Genomic DNA, 18198 nt, shown 5'->3' with positions numbered 1-18198 from the left:
CCTAGCTGGGGGTTTTCTGTGCACAAAAAGATGCCACGACCTCGTGGCATTGATTGGCGCTATTCTACCTGTTTTTTTAGCAAGTCGATTTGTTCAGACGCAAATTAACGCCGCCAGATGATTTTGCTGACTTTCCACGTTTTCAGCGTGTCGTCCGAAGGCATTAAGCCCTCAGGCCCGCTCCATTCGCCGGAAAAAATGTAGCTAATATGCTGACTTCCTTCAGCTTTACATTCAACGCTCGCGCTGTCATCGCCGGTTGCTTTTTGGCAGTTACCAAAGGCTTTAGTGTAAAGGTCGCTAAACGGTGTACCGATTTCGACACCCGCGTCTGATGAAATATCGCTGTCCAGGACATCAATACGGCTGATGGTTCCCTGACTGCCATTGATAACCATTGCCAGTTGGTCATCTTTCATCGCTTCAAAGAAACGCACTACATTACCGTCATCGGTCTTCATCCCGCTGCGCAGGCGGTAATCACCATCCAGCGCATCAGCAATAGTTTTTTCATCCAGCGGCGTAGCGCCCGTTAACGCGCCGACGCCCTGCTCAGTGACCTGCGTTGAAGAACCGAACCAGTTCCACGGATTGGCGGCAGACCAGTTCACCGACGACAGCGTGGAACACCCGGTCAGTAGCAGCGGCATCGCGCATAAAGTCAAACGCAGTGATTTCATTTCACTTCCTTCCTTATTTATCAACGTTGCTTGGAGTCCGCTTTCACCAAAAAGTGCCGTTATTCTTTCTCAAGGGAAAAACAGGCGCGCAGACGTTGATTGGTTAACAGCCAGACCAGCGCGACGATATCCGCCACCAGCAGCGCCAGTCCGATGCCGTTGACAGGATCGCCTGCCAGCCACATCGCCGGTTGCCAGCAGAGCAGTACCAGTTGCGCGAGAATCAGTAATCCGCGCAGCCAGCGCCATACCCCCGGATACGCAAAGCGCCGCCCGCTGAGTAAAAACGCCAGCACCGCGGGAACGCCGGGGAGCAACCCCAGCCAGAATGCGTCATGGTCGGGATAAAACAGATTCAGTAGCGTATTGCCCTGCTCACGGGAAGAACCGGCAATCACGAACAACACCCAGGTGCGCGCCTGCAGCAGCAGTACGCACCAGAAAAGAAAAGGCAGGCGCAGACGCCCGTGACCGTCATAGTCGGCGGGGTGAAACTCAGTACTCTTCATCTTCGATCAAGCGCTTACCGAGATTGAGTACATCCGCATGTTCATAGCCCAGGCGTTCATACATCCCCAGCACCAGATCATTATCTTCACGTACCATGATTTGAATCTTCGGGCACCCGCGGGCGATGAGCTTTTTCTCCAGTCGGTTAAGCAGCGCATTGGCGATGCCGCGACCGCGGAACTCAGGATGCACGCCGAGGTAATAGGCCGAGCCGCGATGCCCGTCGTATCCGCCCATCACCGTACCGACCACCTCGCCGTTCACTTCAGCGACCAGGAACAAGCTGACGTCATGATTTACTTTACGCTCAATGTCCATTTCCGGGTCATTCCATGGACGCAGCAAATCACAGCGCTCCCAGAGGGTGATCACCTCTTCGAAATCTTCCTGGCGAAAAACGCGTATTTCCATGGTATTGGTTACCTTTTCAGGACGTTAAAAAGCGATTATGGCGCGAACGGCTGATTTAGCCAATATCTGACGCGAAGCGGCGGAAAAAATGGCATAATACGGAATTGTCACGTATTGAAATGAAAAGTAAAACAATTATTATCCCGATCCGTCGCAACGGACTACGCGATACGATATAACGTTTAGAACCTTTTTTTTACAACTCAGGCCGTATGAGCACTTTTAAACCACTAAAAACACTCACATCGCGCCGCCAGGTGCTGAAAGCCGGGCTGGCCGCCCTGACGCTGTCAGGCATGTCGCAAGCCATCGCTAAAGAAGAAGCGCTAAAAACCAGTAATGGACACAGCAAACCGAAAGCGAAAAAATCAGGCGCTAAACGCGTGGTTGTCCTTGATCCGGGTCACGGTGGTATTGATACCGGCGCAATTGGCCGCAACGGTTCCAAGGAAAAACATGTGGTACTAGCGATTGCCAAAAACGTGCGCTCGATTCTTCGCAATCAGGGAATTGATGCACGCCTGACCCGTTCCGGCGATACGTTTATTCCGCTCTACGATCGCGTCGAGATCGCCCACAAACACGGGGCCGATCTGTTTATGTCGATCCACGCCGACGGTTTTACCAACCCGAGCGCTGCGGGCGCATCGGTCTTCGCGTTGTCCAATCGCGGAGCCAGTAGCGCTATGGCGAAGTATCTGTCCGATCGCGAAAACCGCGCCGATGAAGTCGCCGGAAAAAAAACCACCGATAAAGATCACTTGTTGCAGCAGGTGCTGTTCGATCTGGTGCAAACCGATACCATTAAAAACAGCCTGACGTTAGGTTCGCATATTCTTAAGAAGATCAAGCCGGTACACCGTCTGCACAGTCGCAGCACGGAACAGGCCGCCTTCGTGGTGCTAAAATCACCCTCAATTCCTTCGGTACTGGTCGAAACGTCGTTCATTACCAACCTGGAAGAAGAACGACTGCTGGGCACGGCGGCATTTCGACAAAAAATTGCTACCGCTATCGCCAATGGCATCATCAGCTATTTCCACTGGTTTGATAACCAGAAAGCACACTCGAAGAAACGTTAATCATGAAGCCCGATGCACAGCGCGTAAAACAGTTCCTGCTTAGCCTGCAGGACGAGATTTGCCAGCAGTTATCCGCCGTAGACGGCACCGAGTTTGTTGAAGATAACTGGCAGCGCGAGGCGGGCGGCGGCGGGCGCAGCCGGGTGCTGCGTAACGGCGGTATTTTCGAGCAAGCGGGCGTCAACTTCTCTCACGTCCACGGCGATGCGATGCCGGCCTCGGCTACCGCCCATCGACCTGAACTTGCCGGGCGCAGCTTTGAAGCCATGGGCGTCTCGCTGGTGGTGCATCCGCAGAATCCCTACATTCCGACCAGTCATGCCAACGTGCGCTTTTTTATCGCGGAAAAACCGGACGCCGACCCCGTCTGGTGGTTTGGCGGCGGCTTTGACTTAACGCCCTACTACGGCTTTGAAGAGGATGCGGTACACTGGCACCGTACGGCGCGGGATCTGTGTCAGCCGTTCGGTGAAGACATTTATCCCCGTTACAAAAAGTGGTGCGATGACTACTTCTTCCTTAAACATCGCAACGAGCAGCGCGGCATTGGCGGGCTGTTTTTCGATGATTTGAATACGCCGGGTTTCGACCACTGTTTCGCCTTTATGCAGGCGGTGGGGCAAGGTTACACCGAGGCGTACCTGCCCATTGTTGAGCGACGTAAAGCGATAAATTGGGGTGAACGCGAGCGCAGCTTCCAGCTTTATCGTCGCGGGCGCTATGTCGAATTTAACCTGGTGTGGGATCGCGGCACATTGTTCGGTCTGCAGACCGGTGGGCGCACGGAATCGATTCTGATGTCGATGCCGCCGCTGGTGCGCTGGGAGTATGACTGGCAGCCGGAAGCGAACAGCCCGGAAGCTGCCCTTAGCGAATTTATTCAGGTCCGCGACTGGGTGTAATTGCCTGATGGCGCGACGCTTATCAGGCCTACAACCCGTAGGCCGGATAAGACGCAAAGCGTCACATCCGGCACCATAATCTTATCATGCCCACTGCCGCATACGCTGATGCAGCGTCAACGACGGTTTTTCCGCAAACAACTGCTGGTAGTCGGTAGCAAACTGCCCTAAATGCCAGAACCCCCACTGCATGGCGGCATCTTTCACCGTCACACTCTGCGACCACGGACTTATCAGCTCGCGACGCACGGCGTTCAGGCGAATACGTTTTAACCAGGCATTCGGACCAATCCCCAGGATCGCGTGAAAGGCGTTTTGCAACGTCCGACGGCTGACGTGCAGTTGGTTACACAGATCGAGCACGGTCAGCGGCTCTGACATGTTTTCCAACACATACTCGCGCGCACGCGACAGCAAACGACGATAGCTCTGATGGCTGATGCTCTCAGCGGTTATAATCGGCTGCGCTTCTTCCAGCATGGTCCCCATCGCCAGCAGCAGGTTATCGCCCAACACTTTGCGTACCGCAGGTTGACGCAGGTTTTCTGGATTTTCGCTAAACGTTGCCAGCGCCTGCTGCACAAAGCCCCATAGCGCGGCTTTGTGCTGTTCTTTGACTTCCAGCGCCGACTGGTTGCGCAGCATATGCAGCACCCTTTCCGGGTTATGCAGGAAGTTGGCCTGACGGGCAATCGCCTCTTCCGAAATGACAACCCCCAGAATGGTGTAATCATCCGGCGTACTCAGTTCAAACTCCGTCCCGCCAGGTCGGGTGGCAATTTCAGCACTGCCCAGACATTGGGCGCCAATAAACCCCTGTTCGCCGCGCGTGGCCGGAATGCCAAACCAGAACGAGTTCGGCCAGACAAGACACGACTGGCGCAGCGCGAGTCCGGTGTATTCACGGAAAACCTGAATATCGTCGAGCAGGATTTCCGTGAACTCGCCATGAAATTTTCCCGGATGCAGCTGATCGTAAATCTGCTGCCAGGCGGTAATCGTCAGCGCATGCTCATATACATCCGTTGTTCGCCGCTGGTGAACGTTGTCCACCTCCACTTTCGGCGTAAGTTTAACGTCTTCGGGTAACACTTCATGATAAAGATGGTGCAGGTTTGCAGTACGGTTCTTTTTCATGATCTTTTAAGCCGGAAGCTTCAACGAAGCCCCCGGCCCTCCGACAGGTTAATTTTTTAAGCGATAGCGACTACTGCGTTTACGCAACGCTCCGTCAGAAAAGAGCTGTTCCAGCGCCTTTCTGGCTTCATCAAGTGACCAGCCAAAGTGGGCAGCCACTTCCCCTGCCGTCATTCCTTGACGGACCGATGCTAACAGCGTCAGAAGTTGTTCAGAGGATTCAGACGTTAACGGGGCGTCCTGTGTCTTCTCTGCTTTTACGTCTGTTTTCACTTCTGGCTTCTGTTCTGGTTTCTTCGGCTGGCGCTTAAAACCGCCGATCAGCCACTGGGTGTCATCGTCCGGTCGGCCTATCTCCTTACGGCTGATAACACGGCCCGTACGCGCTGCGGCGGCGCTGCCGGCATCCAGCGCTGCGCGGCACGCCGCCAGATCGCCTTCCACCACCAGCGTCAGCCTGCCAGGATCGAGCACTTCGTGGCTCAGCAGGCGTACGTTCGCGGCTTTCAGCATGGCATCCGCCGCGTCTACGGCAGCCACCATGCCATCCACTTCCAGTAATCCCAGTGCATTGATCATCACAACCTCTCTTACGCGCGCTGGATTGGATTACGGGCAATATCCAGAACGGCATCAGCAAAGGCGTTACATGCGGCTTTACAAGCGGCCTGGCTACCGGTCAAAAACGCGGCTGAATAGTTGGTTTCTGACGGCGGTGGCACGTAGGTCACCAGTTGTACATCAGCAGATTTCAGCGCCGCATCAATACCAAACGTCGCTTCCAGCGGCGGCGCCACCAGATACGCCATTGGATCGCCAAGTCGGCATCCTGCGGTCGCGGAAAGATACGAACCGGTACGCGAAACCACGTGCGCCAGGAAGGCGGTATCTTCTGCGTCATTCGCCCACTGGAACGCTGCACCGCTTTCAATATTGGCGACCATCGCGTCCAGACCCGCGCGAACTTCAGCCGGGTTGGGTCCACCGAGCATAATCAGTACTTCGCCCGAGGTTGGAGAGGGACTATGCGCCGCACCGGCATACAGCGAGCGGCCATAAACCACTTCCACCATCGCCTGTTTTGTCGCTTCGTCTGCGGCAATATACGCCACGTCATCAGAATCTGCTGTGATGAGTCCGAGGCTACGTATATGTGGCGGTAATTTAAGCTCACGGGCAAAACCGTCATTTACCGAGGCAATCACGCGCATTGCGGTGACTGAAGGTCTAATCAAATCTAATGCTGGCATGATGCCTCCTTAACGGGTCATATTGATGCCGGAGGCTTTTTGCTCCAGCATGCGCTTGGCCAAATCCACAATCACCGCCGCTGCTTCAACCGGTGGCGTACCGCCCTGGTGAATGTTCGAGATACAGGTACGGTCAGCTTCTACGGTCGTCGCCACGCGCGGCGAATAGACGGCGTAGCAGGAGAGACTTTCCGACTGGCCGAGGCCCGGACGTTCACCCACCAGCAGGATCACCGCTTTCGCACCCAGCAGCTCGCCGATCTGATCTTCGATTTTCACGCGACCATAGCGAACGAAGAACGGGGTCCCGACCTTCAGTCCGGCCTGTTTTAAGCCTGACAACAGCGGCGGCAGAATCTCTTCGTAGTTGGCGGTGATAGCGTCGGTAGACAAGCCATCAGAGATAATCACCTGCACATCCGGGTTCATTACACACTGCGATTTCAGCGCTTCAATGGCTTCCGCACTCAGACGACGGCCCAGATCCGGGCGCGTCAGATACAGGTTTTTGTCGCTGATTTCCGAGCGTACTTCCAGCAGCCCTTGCGCTTTTACCCACTCTTCCGGCACTTCTTTCAATACCGTATCTTTCGAACGCGAGTGGTCGGCCAGGAAGCGCAGTAACGCCTGGGTGCGCGGACGAGGACCAGCGCGCCCGGTACATACACGCGCCGCGGTACTGCGCCGCAGTTCAGTCAACACCTCTGCGCGGTGCGGATTCTCAACGCCTATCCACGCTTTAGCTTCGGCTGAGCCTAAGTCCATCGCACAGCTTTCACCAGTCGGCGCGGCGCACTGCGTAGTGCTGCATTTTGCTGGTGCTGACGGTTCTTGAGCCTGCGGTTGAGACTCACCCATTGACGCCATTACGCTGCGTACAATTTCTTCAATCTGTTTTTGATCCATCGTGTTTCATCCCCGCATCATCAGAAGAACAGTGACGGATCGCCCGCCCGTTTGGTCAGGCGACCGTTTGCCATAATGCCCATGGTTTCCAGCCAGCGTTCAAACTCCGGCGACGGGCGCAGGTTCAGCAACTGGCGCACGGTCGCGGTATCGTGGAATGCGGTGGTCTGATAGTTGAGCATGATGTCGTCGCCGAGCGGCATGCCCATGATGTAGTTGCAGCCAGCGGTGGCGAGCAAAATCATCAGGTTTTCGTTAAGGTTCTGGTCAGCATCAGCATGGTTGGTGTAGCAGCAGTCACAGCCCATTGAGATGCCGCTCAGCTTGCCCATGAAGTGATCTTCCAGACCCGCACGAATGATCTGACGGTCATTGTAGAGATACTCCGGCCCGATAAAGCCCACGACGGTGTTCACGAGGAACGGATCGTAGTGCCGCGCCAGCCCGTAGTTACGCGCTTCCATTGTCACCTGATCGGCGCCGAAGTTAGCGCCAGCGGAGAGTGCAGAACCTTGTCCGGTTTCGAAGTACAGGCAGTTTTCCCCGGCAATACGGTTGAATTCAGCGCCCACGGCGCGCGCTTCATCCAGCATTGCCAGCTCCACGCCAAACTCTTTTAAGCCTTTTTCGCTACCACAGATACTCTGGAAGATAAGCCCCCCCGGCGCGCCGCGACGAATCGCTTCAATCTGGGTGGTAACGTGCGCCAGTACGCAGCCCTGGGTCGGAATGTTGAATTTATCGATAACGCCGTACACGGTATCCAGTACGCGGCTTAAGTTTTCCACGTCATCCGTTACCGGGTTTACACCAATCACCGCATCGCCCGCCCCGAAGGACAGCCCTTCGTAGATTTGTGCGGCAATACTCTGCACGTCATCACGGGTGTCGTTCGGCTGTAAACGGCAGCTGAAGGTGCCCGGTAGACCGATGGTGGTATTGGCCTTTTTGATCACCGGCATTTTCTTACCGCCGTAGATCAGGTCCGCGTTAGAGCAGATTTTTGCTACCGCAGCGACCACTTCCGACGTTAACCCTTTGCGCGTAAACGCAATGTCATCAACGGAGGTTTCATCGCTCAGCACGTACTCGCGCAGCTCACTGATACTCCAGTTTTTGATACGGTTATAGGCCGTTTCGTTGACGTCATCCTGAATCAGACGCGTCACGCAGTCCTCTTCATAGGAAATCACCGGGTTATTACGGATATCCGCTACCGTCATTTCCGACAGCACCTGCTTGGCCGCCACGCGTTCCTGCGAACTGGTTGCAGCTACCCCTGCCAGCACATCCCCCGAACGCAGTTCGTTGGCTTTAGCCAGCACCTCTTTAACATCCTTAAACTGATAAACATTGCCGAACAATGTGGTCTTTAGTTTCATAAGTCGTTCCCTCAGGAAGGAAATGCGAGTGATTTCACCGTCACCGGCACAACCGATCCGCCAAAAAGAGGCGTACCAATGTCGATATAGTCCCCCGCCCGGACAACCACCTCATCGATGACCGCCAGCGGGTGTTGCTGTAACTGTGGGCGTAACAGCATGCCCAGGGCTTTACCAAAATCCTGCTCGGCTACCACCAGCAGGGGATGCGGATTCGGATAGCGCGCGACAAAGGCCAGCAGCGCATCAATTACCGTTAACAGCGCTGCGTAGCGCACCGGTAGCGAACCGGGCAGCGCCAGCACGTAGGCGTCCGTTTGCGGATCCAGATCGAGCTGCATCAACGCCTGTTGCCAGGCGGCCACCAAATCAGCCTCATCAACCGGAATCGCCACCGGCAGATTGCGCAGCGGAAGCGCCACGCCTTCCAGCCAGATGGTGCTGCCAGAAAGCGACAGCGTATGCGCCCCGGCGCCAATCACCGTGGCGCGCACGGTTTGCGCCGGGAACTGCACGTTCATCTCACGCAGGCGCGGATGTTCATGCAACGCCGTGGCGAGCAGCGGACCAATGTCGGAAAAACAGAACGGATCGGCAGGTTGGTTGCGGTAGCACTCGCCCACCCCGCCGGACAACGTAATCACTTCCGGTTTCACGCCCGCAGGCAGCGGACCGGTTTGCATCAGCGCCTGTGCCAAAGGTGAAAGCGTGCCGTCAATCACCTCCACAATCAGCGCCGCCATGCGCCTTGCTACCTGGACCAGCTGTGCGGCGTTGAGCGTTCGGGCGTCAAAGTCCGGACCAAATACGTCATCAACAATCATCTGTCCCGGCTGGTGCGCATGCACCACGCGCCCCTGGCCGTCGGTTTCCAGTAGTCGCCCCCCCACGTTCAGGCAGGCCGAACCGCTGACTTTTCCGGCGTCGAACAGCACGTAGTTCGACGTCCCGCCACCGATGTCGATATTCAGTACACGGCATAACTTCTGCTCAGACAGCGTTTGTGCGCCCGCACCGTGACCGGCGATCACCGACTCCAGATGCGGACCAGCGCTGGCAACCACGAAGTCCCCCAGCGACTGGGAGAGCGTCATTACCGCCGGGCGGGCGTTGCGGGTTTTGGCGCTTTCTCCGGTAATGATGATCGCCCCGGAATCAACACTCTCAGGCGCGATGCCTGCCGCCTGATACTGGGCCAGGATCAGTGCTTTAAGTTCGGCCTCTTTCAACCCGCCCTGCTTATCAACAGGCGTGAAGAACACCGGGCTTTGCCAGCTAATTTCGCGTTTGATGAATTCATAGCGCGGCACCTGCGACACCGCCGCACGGTTAACCAGCTCAAGGCGCGAAAAGATCACCTGAGTGGTGGTGGTGCCGATATCAATACCGACGCTCAGTAGCTGGCGAGTATTCACGATTGCGCCTCCGGGTTGGTTTCAACTTCTGCTGGCACGTTTTCATCTTTCGGTACCAACAGCATAGCCACACCAATCGCCGTTACGCCGCCAATCAGCTTGCCGACAATCATCGGGAAGATCATGGCGTTCATGTTGGCAGCGGCGAAACCTAAGTGGTCACCCAGGGCGAAGGCCGCAGAGACCGCAAAGGCGCAGTTGATCACTTTGCCGCGGGTATCCATATTCTTCATCATGCCGAACATTGGGATGTTGTTCGCCAGCGTCGCGACCATGCCTGCGGCCGCAATGTTATTGACTTTTAACAGGTTACCGACGCTCATCAGCGGTTTTTCAAACCAGCGGGTCAGCAGGAGCACCATCGGGTACGCACCAAGCAGCACGCAGGAGATAGAGCCGATAACTTCGATGGCGCGCATCACTTCACCCGGCTTGTCGCCCGGCGCCATAAAGATGGGATCAAGACCCGGAATCAGCTCCCAGCCGAGCAGGAACTTAATTACCGCCGCCGCCAGACCGAGGGTGATTAACGCCACCAGGAATTTCGCGAAGATCTGGAAGCCGTTGATCATTTTTTCCGGGATGAATTTCAGACCCAGCGCCACCAGCACAGCCACGATCAGCACCGGGATCATGTTCATCAGGATCAGCGCGAAGGTGAACTCCACCGGTTGACCGTTGATTTCGACGCCGGAGTACATCGCGACCAAACCACCCGCGATACAGCCAATCGGAATGGTGACGATCCCGGCCAGCACGCCCAGCGCCAGATAACGACGGTCAGACGGTTCAATAATCCCCAGCGCAACCGGAATGGAGAACACCAGCGTTGGCCCCATCATCGCCCCCAGGATCAGGCCAGAGTACAGCCACGCCGCAACGTCGCCGCCCGCCAGTTCTTTTGCCAGGAAGAAGCCGCCCATGTCGCACGCCAGCAGCGTTCCGGCAAACATCGACGGGTTCGCGCCCAGCATTTCGTACAGCGGAATAATCACCGGACCGAGCACATGCGCCAGTACCGGCGCCAGCGCGGTCATACCGACCATCGCCAGGCCCAACGCGCCCATCGCCATAAAACCTTCTTCAAACTGACCGCCCGATCCCTCAATACTCTTACCGAACTTACCGAGGAAGCGCGCTGAACCGCCAAACTGCGACAGGATCCTGTCCACGGCGGCAATCAGCATAAAGAACATCATGATGTACATGATGATTTCGTTAATTCCCATAGCCCCTACTCCCTGTCATTTGTGATTTGTAGGCCGGATAAGACGTTTACGTCGCCTCCGGCATTAACGCCGTGTTATTGCCGGATGGCGGTGCGAGCACCTTATCCGGCCTACAGGCATTACCCAGCAGCCGCGTACAGGTCGATAATCTGTGCCTGTGTGGCGGTGCGTGGGTTACTGCGAATACAAATATCCTCCAGCGCGGCGTCAGCCCATGCGCTGTAATGCTCGGGCTTTGCCCCAACATCGGAGAGCCGTCTGGTCTGGCCCACTTCGCTAATCAGCTCGCTGACGGCGTTGATGGCATCGCGATCGTCCGACTTCTTGTTGGTTAACGCCCGTCCGATATGGCTGAAGCGTTCGTGACACACCATGCGGTTGAACCCCATTACCGTGGGCAGCAGCATGGCGTTAGCCTGCCCGTGCGGAATGTGCAACGTCGCACCCGGCTGGTGGGCCATCGCATGGCACAGGCCCAGCCCCGCGCTGGAAAACGCCATCCCGGCCATACAGGAGGCCAGCAGCATGCTTTCCCGCGCCGCCAGATCCTGCCCATAGCCAACGGCCTTCGGCAGCGATTTACCGATCATCGCAATCGCGCCAATCGCCAGGCTGTCGGTAAACGGTGTCGCGTTCAGGGCGCTGTACGCTTCAACGGCATGCGTCAGCGCATCAATCCCGGTCATCGCCGTGACGTGCGCAGGCACACCTTCCGTTAGCGCGGCGTCAAGAATCGCCACATCCGGCATCAGCGACGCATGCGCCAGCACTTTTTTAAGTCCGGTCGCGGCGTCGATAATCACCGTGACGTTAGTGGTTTCCGACCCCGTTCCGGCGGTAGTTGGTACGGCAATCAGCGGCAAACGCGGACGTAACGCGCTGCGCTCATCCATGTCAGCCAGGGTCTGCGTGGGATTAGTCACCAGCAACGCTACTGCTTTAGCGGCATCCAGTACGGAGCCACCGCCAAAGGCCACCACGCCGTCGCACTTCGATTCACGCAGTTGCGCGACCGCGGCGCAGACATCCGTAATGCACGGTTCGCCCACCGGGCACGGCCACAGCGTCATCGCCACGCCTTTCATCGCCAGACTGCGTTCCAGCGCAGCGGTCATCCCCGCCTGATGCAGAAAGCTGTCTACCATGACGAACATGTGCGTCAGTCCGCGCGTTTGTGCTTCCTGACCGCAGGTACTGAGCGCTCCCAATCCGCAAAGGGTGACCGGTGGAACGCTAAACGTTTTAACGCGTTGCAGATTCAGGGTGTCGAATGCCTGAAAGAGCGCGGTCTGCAATTCAGCTTGCATAGATTCCTTCCGCTTTTTCTTTTCCGCTGTTGGCAATCGCCAGCGGGGTCATAAACAGGCTGTGCTGAGGTAAATGCACCTGCAGTTCCGGGAAGCGCTTACGGAACAGCTCATCCACGCCCGGCTGCATACAGGAACCGCCGGCCAGCCATAAATCGGTGACGCCCTGTCCGGCTATATGGTGAGCCACGATTTCCGCCATTTTTTCGTAGACAGGCTTAACCACCGGCCAGATTTCCTGACCGTTGCTACGTTTATACTGTTCGGCTTCTTCCAGTTGGATACGGCGGTTCCCGGCCAGCGTCAGAGAAATGTGATGCCCACCGGTCGCTTCATCGGCGGAATATGTCACTTTGCCCTGTTTAACAATGGCAATCCCGGTGGTACCGCCACCAATATCCACCACGCCAGCGTTATCGAGCTGCAACAGATCCGCCACGGCGGTCGGCTCGTCGAGCACATGACTCACTTCAAGCCCGGCTGACTCCAGCACGTTGATGGAGATACGTGGGTCCGTTCCCGGTGGAAATGAGGTTGCCGCATGGGTAAAGCGGCAACCCAGCTGTTGTTCAAGCGTATCGAGATGGCGACGAACAATGGTCACCGCACCGAAGAAATCCCAGACGATGCCATCACGCACGACATCAGCCCAGTCGAGGCAAACCGCTACCGGCTGTCCGTCACCGTCGACAACCATCGACACCACATCACACGTCCCCAAATCAACGCCCAGCCATAGCGGTGATTCGCTCTTTGCGGGCGTCTGGTTACAAAGCGTGGCCGCTTTTTGCAGCCTGGGTGTCAGCCAACGTTGTTCGTCGTGCGCCATCTCTTTTACTCCTTATACAATTCTGAAGACGTCCACCAACACGCAGCGACGCAGACGTACAAACGTACGCGCGCTGGTTACCCCTTCCCCGGTTGGCGTGGTAATGGTCATCGTGGTCCAGCCTTCGCCGCCGAGTCCCAGACCGGCAATACACGGCCCGTTCTTAACGAAAATGCTGGTATCAATGGCGTTTGCCATGCGGTTCATGTTGTCGATATTGCGTGAGTGCATTGCCGCCGTATGGTGGCAGCCGCCTTCAAGCTTGACCGCCAGTTCAATAGCTTCATCGACGTTAGCGACCCGCACGACCGGCAGAACCGGCATCATCAGTTCGGTGACGGCAAACGGATGCGTCGCGGAGGTTTCGACGAATAACAGCCGGGTTTGCTCCGGTACGTTCAGACCAATCGCCGCAGCGATTTTTCCGGCATCGCGCCCTACCCAGTCACGGCTGACCGTGCCTTTACCGCGCTCATCGATATTTTTCAGCAGCACTGGTTGCAGCTGTTCGGCCTGAGCCGCGGTCAGTTTCACCGCATGCTGGCTTTCCATCAGACGCATCAGCTCATCGGCGACGCTGTCGACCACAATCAGCACTTTTTCGTCGGCGCAGATAATGTTGTTGTCAAACGACGCGCCTTTGACGATCGACTGCGCCGCGCGCGCCAGGTCGGCCGTTTCATCCACCACCACCGGCGGGTTACCCGCACCGGCGGCAATCAGACGTTTGTTGGTGTGTTTACGCGCGGCATCTACTACGGCTTCGCCACCGGTGACGACCAGCAGGCCGATGCCTGGGTACTTGAACAGGCGCTGGGCGGTTTCGATATCCGGATTGGCAACGGTGACCAGCAGGTTTGCCGGGCCACCTGCGGCAACGATCGCCTGGTTAAGCAGGGTGATGGCGCGCTGAGAAACTTTTTTCGCTGCCGGATGCGGCGCGAAGACCACGCTGTTGCCAGCGGCGATCAGGCTGATGGCGTTGTTAATAACGGTCGCGGCCGGGTTGGTGGACGGTGTCACCGAGGCCACCACGCCCCACGGCGCGTTTTCAATCAGCGTCAGGCCGTTATCGCCGGTCAGGACCTGTGGAGACAGGCATTCCACTCCCGGCGTGCCGCGCGCCTGCGCCACGTTTTTGGCAAATTTATCCTCAACGCGTCCCATGCCGGTTTCTGTGACGGCAAGTTCTGCTAATTCTCTGGCGTGCTTTTCGCCCACCTCACGTAGCGCCGCGATAGCCAGTTGGCGCATGGCAACGCTTTTCAGCCCTTGCTGGGCCAGTTTTGCTGCCGCCACTGCGTCATCCAGGGAGGCAAAAACGCCCATTTCTTGAACGGCACTGACCGGTTGGCTGCTGTCTTTCATTTTTAGCAGTACCGCTTTCACGACCTGTTCAATATCCTGTTGATTCATGATTTTCTGCCTTATTTATGGAAGATCACCTGACCACCTGCCACCACTTCATCGACAATGCCAATCACGCACAGATCGACAGGTGATGATTCATTCCGGTGCGCCTGACGGGCTGAGCTTCCGCTGACCAGCAGCACCCACTCTCCGGTTCCCGCCCCGATGCTGTCGATAGCAACAGCACATTGCCCATCGGGATTACCCTGGGCATCAATCATTTCCACCATCAGCAACTTGTCGTGCGCGAGCCCCTGATGGCGTACGGTACAAACAATTTGTCCTGTGACGATTGCCAGTTTCATACGCGCCTCCGTGGCATATTTCAGGTAAAACCTCCCCCTACCCTCCGCAGAAGGTAATGTGAAAAGGAGAGAGGGTGACGCCAGCAATACAGTCTGTGGCGTCACATGGACGACTTACATGTCGTTGCTGTCGCCTTTAAAGCTGATCGGGAACACTTCTTCCAGATCGCCATGCGGACGCGGGATCACATGTACGGAAACCAGCTCGCCAATACGCTGTGCAGCCGCAGCACCTGCGTCCGTTGCAGCTTTGCATGCCGCTACGTCGCCACGGACCATGGCAGTGACCAGACCGCCACCGATCTGCTTCACGCCAACCAGTTTCACGCGTGCCGCTTTAACCATTGCGTCAGAAGCCTCAATCAGTGCAACCAGGCCCCGGGTTTCAATCATTCCTAATGCTTCCATTATGCTTTCCTCTTAAGTCAAAGGGGTCCAGAACGGGACCTTATACAACCAGTGTGTGCGAGGCGTTTTCACGACTCACGTCAGTCTGGCGCGGCACTGCTGCCACCAACGCCAGTTCGATAATTTCCTGTACGCTACAGCCGCGAGAGAGGTCATGAAGCGGTGCGGCAAGCCCCTGGATCAGCGGCCCGACTGCACGATACCCTCCCAAACGCTGGGCGATTTTGTAACCAATATTGCCTGCTTCAAGCGATGGGAAGACCATCACATTGGCATTGCCCTTTAACGGACTTGCAGGCGCTTTTTGCGCGGCGACATCCGGAACAAAGGCGGCATCAAATTGCAGTTCACCATCCACGATAAGCTGCGGCGCACGTTCACGAACGATCTCCGTGGCCTGCTGCACGTTAGCGACGTTGGGGTGACGGGCACTGCCATTACTTGAAAACGACAGCATGGCCACGCGCGGCTCTTCACCGGTAATTGCCTGCCAGGTCTGCGCGCTGGCAATCGCAATATCCGCCAGCTGTGCAGCGGTGGGCTGGGGTACGACGCTGCAATCGGCAAAGCCTAATGACGGTCCGAGATACTGCGGCAGCATCAGAAAAATCGACGACAGCGTTTTACAGCCCGGCTGTAGCCCAATAATGCGTAACCCGGCGCGCAGCACGTTTGCTGTTGACGACAGATTGCCGGCAATACAGACGTCAGCTTTCCCCGCGCTGACCATTGCCGCGGCGAACATCAGCGGATCGTTAAGTTTTTCCAGCGCATCCGCAGGCGTTTTATCTCCCGCGCGGGCCAGCCAGCGCAGCGCAAACTCTTCGCGCATTGCCAGATTGCTTTGCGGATCGATAACCTGAATACCATCCAGCGCCACCCGATGGCTGAGAGCAAACTGGCGCAAGGCAAATGGGCTGGCGACGAGAATGGGGTGCGCCAGACCGTGCTGATGCAAATAATTCGCCGCTTTCAGCACCCGGACATCCAGCGCATCCGGGAACACCACCCATGCAGGTGAGCGTTGGGCGAGTTGACGAGCACGTTCGATGATCATGGCTTCTCCCCCAGTCGCTGTTGAATTTGGCTAACCGTCAGCGGATGTTTCGCCACGCTCAGAATCATCATCACGTAGACCGTACTGGAAAGGCGATTGAGCGCCTGCATAATGTCCGGTCGTATAACTTCAAAACTGCGGGTAATGAAGACCTGAGCCGCCACCGTCTCCGTTTCACGGACTTTGGTACGCAGCAGATTCAACAGCGCGCAATCACGTCCGTGGCTGGCCTCAGGCACCAGATGATCGTGATCCAGATAGCGCAGCGGATGATGTGAAAGCCGGTGTAAATCTTCGTCGCTCAAACCGACGATAGCTTGTGCTGCCAGCGGCTCGTCCATAGCATCGGCGCGCATAATATTGCCCAGGCGCGAACGGATATCCGCCAGCCACGGCTGCCACGGTTCCGCCAGATCGATCTGCAACCACACGGCCAGCGCGATGGTGCTGTCCAGCGCGGCGCGAAATCCCAGACGTGGATCACTTTTGGCCACCATCTTGTCAGCCGTCAGATGCGTCAGCGTGTCTGGTTTCTTCGCCACCGGTTGATGACACAGTTCGCAGCTGGCCTGTGGATGGGTATCGCTGCTGGTTAAACCATGCACCGGCTGCGGCTGCTGTTGTTCGTCATCAATAAACAGGCTGCCCTGCTCGTCGATAAACTTAATGCGCAGATGTCGGCTTTCCAGTAATTCCCGGGCAGACGGCGTCAGGCGAGCGTCAGCGGGGAGATGAATTTCAGCCCCTTCGCTGAGCGTATGGTTCGCTCTGAGCCATGCTTCGGTAATGAAATCCTTCATACATCCGCCTTAGCAGGACTGCCAGTTCGCAGGCCAGGCCACATACAGAAACTTCACCGTCGATGGCGTACCAAATTCAATGCTGGAGCCTTTCGGGATAAACATGACGTCCCCGGCTTTAGCAATCATGGTTTCACCTTCGTGGCGAACGTGCAGCTCGCCTTCCAGAATCATGTCGATTTCGTCGTAGTTCAGCGTCCATGGGAAAAAGGCGTTATCCCACTGCATGAACCCGGCGGCCATGCTGCTACCGTCCTGGTCGGTCACCAGATCGGTTAAGCCAACGCAGTGTGGTTGTGCGCCGTCAAAACGCCCAAACTTCACGCTGCTACCGTCGATGACTTTGACGCCGCCTTTGCCGGTGACCGATTTAAAGCTCGGCTGCATTCCGCCCTGCTCCAGCGACTGTTTCTCCTTCATGACTTTGTCCATCAGCTGCGCGACCAGGCTTTCGGTAAATTGTCCTTCGGGCAATTGCGCAATGATGGTTTCACGAATGCGCTGGCTCTCCGTTTTGCCATCATCCACCGCAACCGGTGCAACAGCGGCGGCAGTTGGCGCAGATTCGTCGCATTCACGGATAGTGACACCCAGCAGCTCCGCCACTTCGCGTGCCTCCGGGGTGATGATGCTGGCGCGCAGAACAACCGACATTTCCTGTTCGCCGCGTGCGTGGGCCGCACGAATATCGTTAGCTGTGATGAGTTTTTTCACCTGCCCTTTCCTCCTTTTGGCTGAGCTCAGTCAGATAATCCACCAGGTGCTGCACGCTGCGCGGGTCATGGCTATTGAGCTCGAAAATCGGCTCCTGAAACCCCATCCCGCGAAGTAGTTGTCGCGTTGCGGCGACGTCGGCATCCGGCATGTCCGTTTTGCTGATAACGGCGATTTGTCGTTTACTGGCGCCGATATCCAACAGCCCGGCAGGTAAGCGACTTTCTTTATCATTTGCCGCGTGTATATAAATCAACGTATCGACATCCTGCAGCGTGGTAATTAAGGCGTGGTACCAGCGCGGATGGCTAAAATATTCTCCTGGCGTATCGATATCGCCATTTTCATTAAACTCAACGGCCTGTGTTTTTCTGGCGAGGGAATAATTCCCCTGTAGCGCATTAAAGAGCGTTGTTTTCCCCGCGCCCACCGTACCGACAAACGCAATACGTTTCATCGCCGCC

At 56.6% G+C, this 18198-nt stretch carries 21 protein-coding genes; 2 read left to right on the top strand and 19 right to left on the bottom strand.

Annotation, left to right across the window (positions count from 1 at the left end; all coding sequences use genetic code 11):
* Window positions 1–104: 104 nt before the first annotated feature.
* Genes FDX04_RS15650 through FDX04_RS15640 form a run of 3 tightly spaced genes read right to left on the bottom strand, consistent with a single transcriptional unit; the run spans window position 105 to window position 1601 of the window.
* Window positions 105–680: an RpoE-regulated lipoprotein gene (locus FDX04_RS15650; protein WP_061382172.1), complete on the bottom strand. Its 576-nt coding sequence runs from the start codon at window positions 678–680 to the stop codon at window positions 105–107.
* Between the two features lie 59 nt (window positions 681–739).
* Complete coding sequence (locus FDX04_RS15645) at window positions 740–1189, bottom strand: DUF2919 domain-containing protein (protein WP_079223208.1); 450 nt, start codon at window positions 1187–1189, stop codon at window positions 740–742.
* The gene (locus tag FDX04_RS15640) at window positions 1176–1601 is read right to left on the bottom strand and encodes a GNAT family acetyltransferase (RefSeq protein WP_006683546.1); all 426 of its coding nucleotides are present in this window, start codon (window positions 1599–1601) and stop codon (window positions 1176–1178) included. Before FDX04_RS15640 ends, FDX04_RS15645 begins: the two co-directional genes overlap by 14 nt.
* Before the next feature lie 212 nt (window positions 1602–1813).
* Here FDX04_RS15640 and amiA point away from each other — a divergent pair, with 212 nt between their 5' ends.
* Both amiA and hemF read left to right on the top strand, forming a co-directional pair.
* The gene (amiA, locus tag FDX04_RS15635; RefSeq protein WP_137360606.1) at window positions 1814–2683 is read left to right on the top strand and encodes an N-acetylmuramoyl-L-alanine amidase AmiA; all 870 of its coding nucleotides are present in this window, start codon (window positions 1814–1816) and stop codon (window positions 2681–2683) included.
* Window positions 2684–2685: 2 nt separating this feature from the next.
* Complete coding sequence (gene hemF, locus FDX04_RS15630; RefSeq protein ID WP_137360605.1) at window positions 2686–3585, top strand: oxygen-dependent coproporphyrinogen oxidase; 900 nt, start codon at window positions 2686–2688, stop codon at window positions 3583–3585.
* 84 nt (window positions 3586–3669) lie between these two features.
* On the opposite strand, the gene eutR is transcribed toward hemF, so the two are convergent.
* The 16 genes from eutR to eutP all read right to left on the bottom strand — a co-directional run bounded on the left by eutR (window position 3670) and on the right by eutP (window position 18191).
* The gene (eutR, locus tag FDX04_RS15625) at window positions 3670–4722 is read right to left on the bottom strand and encodes an HTH-type transcriptional regulator EutR (protein ID WP_079223204.1); all 1053 of its coding nucleotides are present in this window, start codon (window positions 4720–4722) and stop codon (window positions 3670–3672) included.
* Window positions 4723–4770: 48 nt separating this feature from the next.
* Window positions 4771–5301, bottom strand: a complete 531-nt coding sequence (gene eutK / locus FDX04_RS15620) for an ethanolamine utilization microcompartment protein EutK (protein WP_042306913.1) — start codon at window positions 5299–5301, stop codon at window positions 4771–4773.
* 11 nt (window positions 5302–5312) lie between these two features.
* Window positions 5313–5972, bottom strand: coding sequence for an ethanolamine utilization microcompartment protein EutL (eutL, locus tag FDX04_RS15615; protein WP_003838537.1), 660 nt, complete (start codon window positions 5970–5972; stop codon window positions 5313–5315).
* Window positions 5973–5981: 9 nt separating this feature from the next.
* Window positions 5982–6878, bottom strand: a complete 897-nt coding sequence (eutC, locus tag FDX04_RS15610; RefSeq protein ID WP_137360604.1) for an ethanolamine ammonia-lyase subunit EutC — start codon at window positions 6876–6878, stop codon at window positions 5982–5984.
* A gap of 20 nt (window positions 6879–6898) precedes the next feature.
* The gene (gene eutB / locus FDX04_RS15605) at window positions 6899–8260 is read right to left on the bottom strand and encodes an ethanolamine ammonia-lyase subunit alpha (protein WP_003038029.1); all 1362 of its coding nucleotides are present in this window, start codon (window positions 8258–8260) and stop codon (window positions 6899–6901) included.
* A gap of 11 nt (window positions 8261–8271) precedes the next feature.
* Window positions 8272–9675 (bottom strand): ethanolamine ammonia-lyase reactivating factor EutA, encoded by a 1404-nt coding sequence (gene eutA, locus FDX04_RS15600; RefSeq protein WP_137360603.1) that lies wholly within the window; start codon window positions 9673–9675, stop codon window positions 8272–8274.
* A complete protein-coding gene (gene eutH / locus FDX04_RS15595; RefSeq protein WP_137360602.1) occupies window positions 9672–10904 on the bottom strand; it encodes an ethanolamine utilization protein EutH in 1233 nt (410 codons plus the stop codon). Before eutH ends, eutA begins: the two co-directional genes overlap by 4 nt.
* 119 nt (window positions 10905–11023) lie before the next feature.
* Window positions 11024–12211 carry an ethanolamine utilization ethanol dehydrogenase EutG gene (eutG, locus tag FDX04_RS15590; RefSeq protein ID WP_137360601.1) on the bottom strand — a complete coding sequence of 396 codons (1188 nt, stop codon included), beginning with the start codon at window positions 12209–12211 and terminating at the stop codon, window positions 11024–11026.
* A complete protein-coding gene (eutJ, locus tag FDX04_RS15585) occupies window positions 12201–13040 on the bottom strand; it encodes an ethanolamine utilization protein EutJ (RefSeq protein ID WP_137360600.1) in 840 nt (279 codons plus the stop codon). Before eutJ ends, eutG begins: the two co-directional genes overlap by 11 nt.
* 12 nt (window positions 13041–13052) lie before the next feature.
* The gene (locus FDX04_RS15580; RefSeq protein ID WP_137360599.1) at window positions 13053–14456 is read right to left on the bottom strand and encodes an aldehyde dehydrogenase family protein; all 1404 of its coding nucleotides are present in this window, start codon (window positions 14454–14456) and stop codon (window positions 13053–13055) included.
* Window positions 14457–14467: 11 nt separating this feature from the next.
* The gene (gene eutN / locus FDX04_RS15575; RefSeq protein WP_003038011.1) at window positions 14468–14755 is read right to left on the bottom strand and encodes an ethanolamine utilization microcompartment protein EutN; all 288 of its coding nucleotides are present in this window, start codon (window positions 14753–14755) and stop codon (window positions 14468–14470) included.
* A 114-nt stretch (window positions 14756–14869) separates the two neighbouring features.
* The gene (gene eutM / locus FDX04_RS15570) at window positions 14870–15163 is read right to left on the bottom strand and encodes an ethanolamine utilization microcompartment protein EutM (RefSeq protein WP_003835054.1); all 294 of its coding nucleotides are present in this window, start codon (window positions 15161–15163) and stop codon (window positions 14870–14872) included.
* Window positions 15164–15203: 40 nt separating this feature from the next.
* Window positions 15204–16220 carry a phosphate acetyltransferase gene (gene pta / locus FDX04_RS15565; protein WP_137360598.1) on the bottom strand — a complete coding sequence of 339 codons (1017 nt, stop codon included), beginning with the start codon at window positions 16218–16220 and terminating at the stop codon, window positions 15204–15206.
* On the bottom strand, window positions 16217–17020 hold the full coding sequence (eutT, locus tag FDX04_RS15560) for an ethanolamine utilization cob(I)yrinic acid a,c-diamide adenosyltransferase EutT (protein ID WP_137360597.1): 804 nt from the start codon (window positions 17018–17020) through the stop codon (window positions 16217–16219). The genes pta and eutT overlap by 4 nt, the downstream gene beginning before the upstream one ends.
* Window positions 17021–17029: 9 nt before the next feature.
* Window positions 17030–17734 (bottom strand): ethanolamine utilization acetate kinase EutQ, encoded by a 705-nt coding sequence (gene eutQ, locus FDX04_RS15555; protein WP_137371188.1) that lies wholly within the window; start codon window positions 17732–17734, stop codon window positions 17030–17032.
* On the bottom strand, window positions 17712–18191 hold the full coding sequence (eutP, locus tag FDX04_RS15550) for an ethanolamine utilization acetate kinase EutP (protein WP_003037998.1): 480 nt from the start codon (window positions 18189–18191) through the stop codon (window positions 17712–17714). The genes eutQ and eutP overlap by 23 nt, the downstream gene beginning before the upstream one ends.
* Between the last annotated feature and the right edge of the window lie 7 nt (window positions 18192–18198).

Source organism: Citrobacter sp. wls615, from assembly GCF_005281355.1.
In the GTDB taxonomy this organism is placed as follows: domain Bacteria; phylum Pseudomonadota; class Gammaproteobacteria; order Enterobacterales; family Enterobacteriaceae; genus Citrobacter; species Citrobacter werkmanii.
The sequence above is the reverse complement of the archived record's forward strand: the minus strand, read 5'-3'. Positions and strand labels throughout refer to the sequence as shown.

Bases quoted from the DNA above. Each gene is read 5' to 3' on its own strand.
- eutC (WP_137360604.1), bottom strand. From the start codon at position 6,878: ATGGATCAAAAACAGATTGAAGAAATTGTACGCAGCGTAATGGCGTCA.
- FDX04_RS15580 (WP_137360599.1), bottom strand. From the start codon at position 14,456: ATGAATCAACAGGATATTGAACAGGTCGTGAAAGCGGTACTGCTAAAA.
- eutN (WP_003038011.1), bottom strand. From the start codon at position 14,755: ATGAAACTGGCAATCGTCACAGGACAAATTGTTTGTACCGTACGCCAT.
- eutK (WP_042306913.1), bottom strand. From the start codon at position 5,301: ATGATCAATGCACTGGGATTACTGGAAGTGGATGGCATGGTGGCTGCC.
- FDX04_RS15650 (WP_061382172.1), bottom strand. From the start codon at position 680: ATGAAATCACTGCGTTTGACTTTATGCGCGATGCCGCTGCTACTGACC.
- eutH (WP_137360602.1), bottom strand. From the start codon at position 10,904: ATGGGAATTAACGAAATCATCATGTACATCATGATGTTCTTTATGCTG.
- FDX04_RS15645 (WP_079223208.1), bottom strand. From the start codon at position 1,189: ATGAAGAGTACTGAGTTTCACCCCGCCGACTATGACGGTCACGGGCGT.
- eutL (WP_003838537.1), bottom strand. From the start codon at position 5,972: ATGCCAGCATTAGATTTGATTAGACCTTCAGTCACCGCAATGCGCGTG.
- eutP (WP_003037998.1), bottom strand. From the start codon at position 18,191: ATGAAACGTATTGCGTTTGTCGGTACGGTGGGCGCGGGGAAAACAACG.
- eutB (WP_003038029.1), bottom strand. From the start codon at position 8,260: ATGAAACTAAAGACCACATTGTTCGGCAATGTTTATCAGTTTAAGGAT.
- eutJ (WP_137360600.1), bottom strand. From the start codon at position 13,040: ATGGCGCACGACGAACAACGTTGGCTGACACCCAGGCTGCAAAAAGCG.
- eutT (WP_137360597.1), bottom strand. From the start codon at position 17,020: ATGAAGGATTTCATTACCGAAGCATGGCTCAGAGCGAACCATACGCTC.
- pta (WP_137360598.1), bottom strand. From the start codon at position 16,220: ATGATCATCGAACGTGCTCGTCAACTCGCCCAACGCTCACCTGCATGG.
- amiA (WP_137360606.1), top strand. From the start codon at position 1,814: ATGAGCACTTTTAAACCACTAAAAACACTCACATCGCGCCGCCAGGTG.
- eutR (WP_079223204.1), bottom strand. From the start codon at position 4,722: ATGAAAAAGAACCGTACTGCAAACCTGCACCATCTTTATCATGAAGTG.
- FDX04_RS15640 (WP_006683546.1), bottom strand. From the start codon at position 1,601: ATGGAAATACGCGTTTTTCGCCAGGAAGATTTCGAAGAGGTGATCACC.
- hemF (WP_137360605.1), top strand. From the start codon at position 2,686: ATGAAGCCCGATGCACAGCGCGTAAAACAGTTCCTGCTTAGCCTGCAG.
- eutM (WP_003835054.1), bottom strand. From the start codon at position 15,163: ATGGAAGCATTAGGAATGATTGAAACCCGGGGCCTGGTTGCACTGATT.
- eutG (WP_137360601.1), bottom strand. From the start codon at position 12,211: ATGCAAGCTGAATTGCAGACCGCGCTCTTTCAGGCATTCGACACCCTG.